9 protein-coding genes and 1 pseudogene are annotated in these 9473 nt (G+C 72.7%); 8 read left to right on the top strand and 2 right to left on the bottom strand.

All coding sequences use genetic code 11. The features are described from left to right. Positions 1-302 precede the first annotated feature (302 nt). Both I3F58_RS28600 and I3F58_RS28595 read left to right on the top strand, forming a co-directional pair. Positions 303-467, top strand: coding sequence for a transposase (locus I3F58_RS28600; protein WP_240111620.1), 165 nt, complete (start codon positions 303-305; stop codon positions 465-467). 12 nt (positions 468-479) lie between these two features. Beyond that, on the top strand, positions 480-821 hold the full coding sequence (locus tag I3F58_RS28595; protein ID WP_240111619.1) for a transposase: 342 nt from the start codon (positions 480-482) through the stop codon (positions 819-821). A gap of 372 nt (positions 822-1193) precedes the next feature. Here I3F58_RS28595 and I3F58_RS28590 read toward each other — a convergent pair whose 3' ends face one another. Further along, the gene (locus tag I3F58_RS28590) at positions 1194-1556 is read right to left on the bottom strand and encodes a MerR family transcriptional regulator (protein WP_240111618.1); all 363 of its coding nucleotides are present in this window, start codon (positions 1554-1556) and stop codon (positions 1194-1196) included. A 59-nt stretch (positions 1557-1615) separates the two neighbouring features. Here I3F58_RS28590 and I3F58_RS28585 point away from each other — a divergent pair, with 59 nt between their 5' ends. The 3 genes from I3F58_RS28585 to I3F58_RS28575 all read left to right on the top strand — a co-directional run bounded on the left by I3F58_RS28585 (position 1616) and on the right by I3F58_RS28575 (position 4732). Continuing rightward, positions 1616-2827, top strand: a complete 1212-nt coding sequence (locus I3F58_RS28585) for an MFS transporter (RefSeq protein WP_240111617.1) — start codon at positions 1616-1618, stop codon at positions 2825-2827. 35 nt (positions 2828-2862) lie between these two features. Next, positions 2863-3657, top strand: coding sequence for an alpha/beta fold hydrolase (locus I3F58_RS28580; RefSeq protein ID WP_240111616.1), 795 nt, complete (start codon positions 2863-2865; stop codon positions 3655-3657). A 421-nt stretch (positions 3658-4078) separates the two neighbouring features. Beyond that, entirely contained in the window at positions 4079-4732 is a 654-nt protein-coding gene (locus tag I3F58_RS28575; RefSeq protein ID WP_240111615.1) for a hypothetical protein, read from the top strand. A gap of 437 nt (positions 4733-5169) precedes the next feature. Here the strand turns inward: I3F58_RS28575 and I3F58_RS28570 are convergent, their stop codons facing one another. Continuing rightward, positions 5170-6324, bottom strand: a complete 1155-nt coding sequence (locus tag I3F58_RS28570) for a serine hydrolase (protein WP_240111614.1) — start codon at positions 6322-6324, stop codon at positions 5170-5172. A 282-nt stretch (positions 6325-6606) separates the two neighbouring features. Here I3F58_RS28570 and I3F58_RS28565 point away from each other — a divergent pair, with 282 nt between their 5' ends. The 3 genes and pseudogenes from I3F58_RS28565 to rpmF all read left to right on the top strand — a co-directional run. Beyond that, complete coding sequence (locus I3F58_RS28565) at positions 6607-8628, top strand: NADPH-dependent 2,4-dienoyl-CoA reductase (protein WP_240111613.1); 2022 nt, start codon at positions 6607-6609, stop codon at positions 8626-8628. A gap of 38 nt (positions 8629-8666) precedes the next feature. Continuing rightward, positions 8667-9254, top strand: coding sequence for a PadR family transcriptional regulator (locus I3F58_RS28560; protein ID WP_240111612.1), 588 nt, complete (start codon positions 8667-8669; stop codon positions 9252-9254). A gap of 62 nt (positions 9255-9316) precedes the next feature. Further along, positions 9317-9412, top strand: a pseudogene (gene rpmF / locus I3F58_RS28555) (50S ribosomal protein L32); the annotation flags it as partial. Between the last annotated feature and the right edge of the window lie 61 nt (positions 9413-9473).

The following is a 9473-nucleotide window of genomic DNA, read 5'->3' as shown; positions in this document are numbered from 1 at the left end:
GCGTCGGCCCGCTCACCGGCGGCGCGTTCGCGCGGGTCGCGGGTGGCGGTGCCGCAGCCGGTGGGTCGGACCGGCGGCCCGCCCGGCGGGTACCGGGGCGTCGGCCCCGGGCCGGGCGCGGTGCCGACGGAACCACGTGGCGGCGGTGACGGAAGCCGGAGAGCCCGGGGACCGAGGCGCCTTGGGGGCCCGGCAGCAGTCGCCGAAAGGACAACGGAGCAGCCCCTGGCCTGGCCCGTTGCTGTGGAGTCGGTGACTCGTTGGGCTGAACGAGTGACGCCGGCGGCGAGACGGGTGGGCAGATGGCAACGCGGGTGTTCTCCGACGACGAGTGGGAGGCCCTGCGTTCGTTCCCGGCGATCGGCAAGGACGAGCTGATCCAGTTCTCGCCCCGCATCCGCGACCTGGACAAGATCTCCCTGTACCGGATGGGCACCAAGGCCGGCTACGAGGAGCGGTTCCCGTAGGCGGGGCGGCCGTTGGCGAAGAAGGCCAACCTGGACCCGGTGGCCGCGCGCTGGGACGATCTGCTGCGGCCGACGGGGTCGCTGAGGTACGGGCACAGCATCGCCTCCCTGATCGTCGGCGGGCTCTCTGCGTCCTCCCGGCAGAACGCTCTCGCGGCCGCGCTGAAGGAGTACGGGGCAACCCGGCGCACGGTCTACGCGACGAAGTGCTCGTCGGACGAGGGCTACCCGCGCAAGATCGCCCAACGGCTGGACAAGGGCGGATCCCTGCATTCCCTGCGGCGCCAGCTTCACAGCGCCTGCGAGGGCAAGATCACCCGCCGTCAGCCCGAGCAGCAGAACGAGCAGGCGTGATGCCTGACGGTGGTGACGAACGCGGGCGTGTGCCGGCACACCGCGTACACGGGCCTGGCGGTCGGTGAACTGCGCGGCCCCGGCCGCGGGGTGGACGCCGAGGTGCTCGCGCACATCTCCCCGGCCCGCAGCTCGGTGGTCGGCTCCTACCGCTCCATCACCGTCGGCTACGAGCACGAACTGGCCCAGCTCGACGACCAGGGACACCGGCCGTTACGTATCGTGGCCGCGGACCATCTGTCAGCCGGGCTGCAGCGGCCAGACGGCGGGCGTCGCACCGCCGCCGAAGACCGGTGGGCGTGCAGCCGCCGGCGGCGTCAGCCGGCCGGGGCTCGGTCGCTGTCGCCCCGCCGGCTGCGGCGACCGGACCGTTCAGTCGGTGTCGGCCGGGCCTGCCGCGATGACTGTATCGAGCATGCCTCGCGACGTCTGCAGGTCCTTGATCGCGTCGGTGATGCGCTCGCGCTCGCGGCGCAGTTGTGCCACCAGTTCGGAGCAGACCGGCACGAGGGTCGCCCCGTCGTCACGGATGCACGGCAGGACTTGGGCGATGGCGGTGGTCGGCAGTCCGGCGGCCAGCAGGGCGCGGATGCGTCGGACAGTGTCCACATTCGCGTCGGTGTAGACGCGGTAGCCGCTGGGCAGCCTCGTCGGCGTCAGCAGACCCTGCTCCTCGTAGTAGCGCAGCAGCCGCTCGCTGACCCCGGTCCGGCGGACCATCTCCCCGATGCGCACGTGATCTGCACCTCACTGCATTGACTCTCACACCGATGTGAGACTTTAGCGTCCTGGTCATGACCACCAGCACCGCACGCCCGGCGACCGAGACCTCCGTCCCCGCGGTACGGCGCCGCAGCGCCGCTGCCCTGGCGTTGCTGACCGCGTGCGTGTTCGTCGTGGGTACAGCCGAGTGGGTCATGGTCGGGCTGCTGCCGCAGCTTTCGGCCGACTGGCACCGTCCGCTGCCCGTGGTCGGTTCCCTGGTGACCTGGTACGCCCTGGTAGTCACCGTCGCCGGGCCGCTGGTGACGGTGGGGATGCTGCGGCTGGCGCGGCGCCGGGCGTTGCTCGTGCTGCTGGGCGTGTCCGTCGCCGGCAACCTCGCCGCGGCCCTGGCCGGCAGCTTCACCATCCTGGTGGCGGCCCGGATGCTGACCGCGCTCACACACAGCACAGCGTTCGCGACGGCGATGGTGATCGCCGTCGGCATGGTGCCGGCGGCCCACCGAGGCCGCGCCATCGCCGTCGTGACGGCCGGCTGGAATCTGGCCACGGTCCTCGGCGCACCGCTGGGCACCTGGACCGGCGACCACTACGGCTGGCGGGTCACCTTCTGGGCGATCGCGGCCCTCGCCGCTGTCGTGCTCTGCGGTGTGGCCGCCCTCGTCCGCCCACCTGCGCCGCACGAGGCCGCTCGTCACGAGGGCGAGATGCGGGGTCTGCTCCGGCCCCGGGTGGCCCTGGTGCTGGCGGTCATCGTGGTTGCCCAGGGCGGGCTGTTCACCGCCTACACGTACATCGCGCCCTTGTTGCAGCAGGTCAGCGGCTTCACCCCGTCCGCCGTCACCACCCTGCTCGCCCTGTTCGGGATGGGCGCGGTCGCCGGCAACGTCCTCGGCGGTCGCCTGGCCGACCACACCCCCTGGGCCGGGCTGTGCGCCCTGCTGGTCGGCCTGGCCGGTGTACTCGCCTCGTTCAGCTTCACCGGCCGGATCCGGTGGACGGCCGCCGTCACCGTACTGGTGCTGGGCGTCATCGCGGCCGCCCTCATCCCGCTGCTGCAGGACCGGGCACTGGCCGCCGTCCCGACCGCACCCACCCTGGTCACCGCGATCAGCGCCTCCGCATTCAACCTCGGCGTCGCCGGGGGCTCCCAGCTCGGCGGTCACGCCCTCGCCTCCGGCCTCACCCTGACCGATCTGCCCTGGATCGGCGCTCTGCTCGCCGGCGGCGCCGTGCTCATCGCCGCCGCAGCCGTCCGCCACCACCGCACCAGCCAGCAGTGATCACCCGCTGCCGGAACTCAAGGAGAAGAACGAACATGTCCCCTGCCCTGCCGACCTCTCGCCTCGGCCGTATCGTGCGCGGCACCGGCCCCGGCCTGCTCCTAGCCCACGGTGCCGGCGGCGGCATCGACGCCAACTACGGCCCCATCATGGACGCCCTGACCACCCAGCACACCGTGATCGGCCCGGACTACCCGGGCACCGGCCGCACCGAACGCGCCGAGGCGCCGCTCACCCTCAACGGCCTCGCCGACGAACTGGTCGCCACCGCCGTCGAAGAGGGCCAGAACACCTTCGCCATCGCCGGGTATTCGCTCGGCAGCCCGGTCGCCGTCCGGGCCGCCACCCGCCATCCCGACCGCGTCACCGCCCTCGTCCTGACTGCCGGCTTCGCCCACCCCGACCCGCGCTTCCTCCTCGCCGCCAAGCTGTGGCGCGACCTGCTGTGCGCCGGGAATCTGGAGCAGCTGGCCGCCTTCGTCTCGTTGATCGGACTGAGCGCACCGGCCCTGGAGGCCATCGGCCAGGACGACCTGGACACCGCCCTGAAGACCACCGCGGCCACCGTCCCGCCCGGCACGCCAGAGCACCTCGACCTGCTCATCGACCACGTCGATGTCCGCGCCGACCTCGCCGCACTGACCGTGCCGACCCTCGTCATCTCCACCACGCTCGATCAGCTCGTGACGCCACACCACCACCGACAGCTCGCCGAAGCCGTCCCCGGAGCGCGCTACGCCGAGATCGCCACCGGGCACCTCCCGTTCGTCGAGCAGCCCGAACAATGGGCCGCCCTCATCCGCGACTTCCTCCGCGACAGCCACACCTGACGGCCGCCGACCGGCTGCTCGCGGCCTCCGCTGCGGTGTCGCCGGCAGCCGGTCCTGTCTTCAGAGGAACGAATGACGACAGGCGCGGCGGGCGTCCGATGGACCCCGGCCTTCCGGGGCCTGTCCGCGGCTCGGGTCCAGTGCAATCCGATGGCGGCTGATGACAGGGTTTGCCGGCAGCCAGGGGCGAATGCGACCACCACAGCGGGGAGCGGCAGGGCCGGCCCGGTCCCAAGCGGGTGTCGGCCGACCAGCAGTCGACCGACTGTCAGAACCGCGTCCTGGACGAGGCCGGGATCGAGGACCCGGTCGTCTTCGGGGAGCAGTCCGGCACCTCCGACCGCCTCCACCCGCCGGAGCGGCCGGAGTTCGGCGGGCTGCTCGCGTACGCGCGGCCGGGCGACGCCGTGCACTCTCCGACATGTTCCGCCTGGTGCGCGGCGCCGGGCACATTCTCGACGTGCTCGACGTCCTGCAGCGCGACCGCCTCGCCCTGCGCATCCATGACGGCGCGTCCTCCGCGATGGACCTCACCGCCCGCCACCCGCGCACCGGAGAACCGCTGCCCACGGTGAAGTTCATGGTGCAGACCTTCGCCGCCGCCGGCGAACTCCAGCGTGGCCTCCAGCGCGAGCCGGCCTACGACGGTCTGCGGGCCGCCGAGGCCAGGGGCATCAAGGGCGGCCGTCGCCCGGCCATCGCGGCCGACAGGACTGACGACGTGCGCGCCGCGTACCTGCAAGGCCGGTCCGTCGCCGCCCTCGCCCGCGACCACGGCGTCAGCCGCGGCGCCGTCCGCACCGCCGTCGCCGACCTCCTGTCCGAGTACACCGCCGCTGACGTCCCGGTCCTGGAGCTGCCTGTCACTCTCGACGTACCGGGCAAGGTCGCGGACTCCCTCCGCGCGGCCGAGCTGGATCCCGTCGAGCGGACCGCGCTCGACCAGGGTGTGACCGTACGGCGCGGCCAGGGCCACGCCCCGCGCGTCAGCGCCGCGCCCGCGGTCCACCGTCGACTCCTCGCCCACTGCCAGCCCCTGGACGGCGGCCGTCCCGGTGATCCCGGCCCAGCGTAGGTCCCGCTGCGAGTACGCAAACCGCGTCAACGCCCTTGGCAGCGGCATCTGAAGGGGAGCGGGACTACCCGCAGGTCAGGGAGCTACTCCGTTGTTCTTTCGGCGACTGCTACCGGGACCCCGCCTTCCCCGGCAGGTCCTCCGGAGGCGGTGCGCCGACGCCCGGCCGGGCGGCGACCCCCGGATCCGAGCGGCGCTCGTCCGCATGCGGCGCGCGGTCCGCCCGGTGGCCGGCGGACCGCGCCTTCCCGCGGGGTGCGGCTGCGTCCGCGCCACTCCTCCGACAGCAGCCGCGCCGGGACGGCTCGGCCGTGTCCGGCGGATCATGCCGGGGACGGAGTGCGGCACACCCGTCCGCGGCGTTGCCCCGGTCGCCTACGGCCCCGCACCGGCGCCCGCCTCCGTCATGCTCCCGCACGCCGCGCGGGGGCCGCGGGTCAGTCGGTGAACGCCGGGATGGCGAAGCGTTCGGCGAGTTCGGCGCCCTTCCGCTTGGCGTCGGTGGCGCTGACCGAGTACACCAGCGTCCGCGACAGGTCCCGGGTGGCCGCGACCACCGTGTGGTAGCCGGGGCGGGCGCCTGTCTTGCCCCAGATCTCCTTGCCGTTCACCTCGTACCGCGTCAGCCCCATGCCCATCACCGCGCCCGGCAGGTCCGGGACGGTGAGCATCTGGTCCAGGTACCGCTCCGGGACGACCCGGCCGCCGAACAGCGCCACCAGCAAACGCTCCAGGTCGGCGGTGGTCGAGACCAGGTCTCCGGCCGCCCACCGGTCCGACATGTTCCATTCCGTGACGTCGACGAGCCGGCCGTCGACCTCCTGGTAGCCGCGGTTGTGCGGACCGTGGATGCGCGGGTCCGCGCCCTTGGGGAAGGAGGTGTGGCGCATGCCGAGCGGCTTGAAGATCCGGGTCTCCGCCTGGTGGGCGTAGCTGTCGCCGGTGACCTTCTCGACGAGCATGCCGAGCACCGTGTAGTGGATGTTGGAGTAGTGCTGCTCCGCTCCCGGGTCGTGCGCCGGGCCCTTCGCGACTGCTGAGGCGACGACCGTCGCAGGGGTCAGGGTCATGTAGCGGTACCTGAGCGAGTCCTCGACCGTGGCGCCGAAGGAGACGCCCGGCTGCAAGCCACTCGTGAAGGTGAGCAGCTGGCGGACGGTGACGGGCTTGAAGTCGTCGGTCAGCAGACCGGGAAGGTACGACTGCACGGTGCCGTCCAGGTCGATGCGGCCCTCCGCGGCGAGCTGGACCACGAGCGACGCGGTGACGACCTTGGTGACGGAACCCGCGCGGAACCGGGCGTCGGCCAGGGCGGGGGCGCCCGTCCGGACATCCCGCACGCCGGCGGTGCCGCGCCAGGTGGCGTCGCCGCCGACGCGGATGAGCGCGGCGGTGGCCTCGCGGTCCGGGAGTCCGGCGATCGCGGCCTCCAGCGCGGGCACGTTCAGCCCGTCCGCCCGGGCGGACGGGGCGGGCGCGCCGGTCCGAGCAGCGGGGGTGGGGCCCGCGGCGAGTGCCGGAGCGGCCAGGGGGCCGGCCGTCAGGCCGAGCGTGAGCGCGACGGCGACAGCCAGGCGGGGGCGGGGGCGCATGCGGGGCTCCTCAGGTCTCGGGGCACGTTGCCGGGACCCATCCTGGCGATCTTGGTGACCGGGCGGATCCTCAGCGAGGAGGGGCGCTCCCCTGATCCCCGGACCGGGAGACGGCGCGCGGGCTGCGGGTTGCCGTCCGGGGTCACCCCTAGGTGTGCCCGGGCCCCGCGTCCGGCCGCGCGTTGCGCAGCTCACAGCCACCCCCCTTATGCAACTTGTTGCATAACTCCCCTCCGGTCGTCTACAACTGGGGCGACGACACCCGCGCGAGGAGGCGCCACCATGACCCCGTCCCCGTACCCTCATCTGCTGAGCCCGCTGGACCTGGGGTTCACCACCCTGCCCAACCGGGTGCTCATGGGGTCCATGCACGTGGGCCTGGAGGAGGCCGAGAACGGGTTCGAGCGGATGGCCGCCTTCTACGCGGAGCGGGCCCGCGGCGGGGCCGGGCTCATCGTGACGGGCGGGATCGCGCCCAACGAGGCGGGGCGGCCCTACGACGGCGGGGCGAAGCTGACCACCGAGGAGGAGGCGGCCAGGCACCGGACCGTCACCGACGCCGTACACGCGGCGGGCGGGCGGATCGCCATGCAGATCCTGCACTTCGGCCGGTACGCCTACCACCCGCAGCTCGTCGCGCCGAGCGCCGTCCAGGCACCCATCAGCCCGTTCGTGCCGAACGCGCTGAGCGACGCCGAGGTCGAGCAGACGATCGAGGACTATGTGCGAGCAGCCGAGCTGGCCAAGTCCGCAGGGTACGACGGCGTCGAGATCATGGGGTCCGAGGGCTACCTGATCAACGAGTTCATCGCCGCCGCCACCAACCGGCGGGACGACCGCTGGGGCGGATCGTACGCGAACCGGGTGCGCTTCCCGCTGGAGATCGTCCGGCGCACCCGGGAGCGCGTGGGTGGGGACTTCATCCTGATCTACCGGCTGTCCATGCTCGACCTGGTGCCGGGCGGTTCCACACTCGACGAGGTCGTCGACCTGGCCAAGGAGATCGAGGCCGCCGGGGCGACCATCATCAACACCGGCATCGGCTGGCACGAGGCCCGCATCCCCACCATCGCCACGTCGGTGCCGCGCGGCGCGTACACCTGGGTGACCGGGAAGCTCATGGGCGCCGTGTCCGTGCCGCTCGTCACCAGCAACCGCATCAACACCCCCGAGGTGGCCGAGCAGGTCCTCGCCGACGGGCGCGCCGACATGGTGTCCATGGCCCGGCCGTTCCTCGCGGACCCGGACTTCGTCGTGAAGGCGGCGGAGGGCCGCCCCGAAGCCATCAACACCTGCATCGGCTGCAACCAGGCCTGCCTCGACCACACCTTCAGTGGCAGGATCACCTCCTGCCTGGTCAACCCGCGCGCCTGCCACGAGACCGAGCTGGTCCTCTCCCCCACCCGACTGCGCAAGCGTGTCGCGGTCGTCGGCGCCGGGCCGGCCGGCCTCGCCTGCGCGGTGTCCGCCGCCGAGCGCGGGCACGACGTCACACTGTTCGACGCGGCCGACGAGATCGGCGGCCAGCTCAACCTCGCCAGGCGTGTGCCCGGCAAGGAGGAGTTCAACGAGACGCTGCGCTACTTCCGTACGCAGCTGGAGCTGCGCGGGGTGGCCGTGCGGCTGGGCACGGTCGCCACGGTGGAGCTGCTCGGGGAGTACGACGAGGTGGTCGTCGCCACCGGTGTGACCCCGCGCGTGCCGGACATCGACGGGGTCGGCCACCCGAGCGTCGTCGGCTATCCGGACGTGCTGCGGGGCGGGGCCCGGGTCGGCGAGAAGGTCGCCGTCCTGGGCGCGGGCGGGATCGGCTTCGATGTCGCGGAGTTCCTCACGGACGGCGGTGAGGGTGCGAGCCTCGACCCGGAGACGTACTTCCGGCAGTGGGGTGTCGACACCTCCTACGGGGAGCGGGGCGGACTGCGCCGCCCGGAGCGGTCCGTGCCGCCGCGCCAGGTCACGCTGCTCCAGCGCAAGACCTCCAAGGTCGGCGCGGGGCTCGGCAAGACCACCGGCTGGATCCACCGCACCGAACTCCGCCACCGGGGTGTCACCATGGTCGCGGGCGCCGCGTACCGGCGGATCGACGACGAGGGGCTGCACATCACCGTGGACGGTGAGGAACGGACCCTGCCCGTCGACACCGTCGTCCTGTGCACCGGCCAGGAGCCGCGCCGCGACCTGTACGAGGAGCTGAAGGCCGCCGGGGTGGCCGCGCATCTGGTCGGCGGCGCCGACGTGGCGGCCGAGCTGGACGCCAAGCGGGCCATCGACCAGGGGACGCGGCTGGCGGCGACCCTGTGAGGATCCGGACCCGGACGCGGCCTCTCTAGGATGCGGGCATGTCACTGCCGCACGCGATCCTGACCGCTCTGCTGGAGAAGCCGTCCTCGGGGCTCGAACTGACCCGGCGCTTCGACCGGTCGATCGGTTACTTCTGGTCGGCCACGCACCAGCAGATCTACCGGGAGCTGGGGAAGCTGGAGCAGGCGGGGCTCATCCGGGCCCTGCCCTCCGAAGTCCCGGCCCGCGGGCAGAAGAAGGAGTACGAGGTGCTGCCGGCGGGCCGCGCGGAGCTGGCCGAGTGGACGCGGCGCGCTGAGGACCCGAAGCCGTACCGCAGCGCACTGCTGCTGCGGCTGCGGGCCGCGGCGGTGGTCGGGACGGACGGGCTCGAAGCGGAGATGCGCCGTCATCTCGCCTCGCACCAGCGGCAGCTGGGCGAGTACCTGGACATGGAGGAGCGGCAGTTCCCGCCCGGACGGGACAGTGAGCCGGACCGGCTGCGGCACCTTGTGCTGCGGGGCGGGATCGAGCTGGAGCGGTTCTGGGTGGGGTGGCTGACGGAGGCGCTGGACGGGCTGGAGGAACTGGAGGGGCCGCCCCGCGGCGCGGGGCGCGGGGGTCCGGCCGCCGGGACTCATTCGTAATGGCAATCGTTTTCATGTAGCGTGGCCGCCGTTCTGCATCCCAGACGGAGGTCTCACCGGTCATGGCCGTACCCAAGCGGAAGATGTCCCGCTCCAACACCCGCCACCGCCGCTCCCAGTGGAAGGCGGTCACCCCGCAGCTCGCGGCCGTCACTATAACCATCCTAAGGTAGCGAAATTCCTTGTCGGGTAAGTTCCGACCTGCACGAATGGCGTAAC

The organism is Streptomyces sp. MUM 203J (assembly GCF_022414595.1).
In the GTDB taxonomy this organism is placed as follows: Bacteria; Actinomycetota; Actinomycetes; order Streptomycetales; family Streptomycetaceae; genus Streptomyces.
Note: the sequence above shows the minus strand (reverse complement) of the source record. Positions and strands in the feature narration are given on the sequence as shown.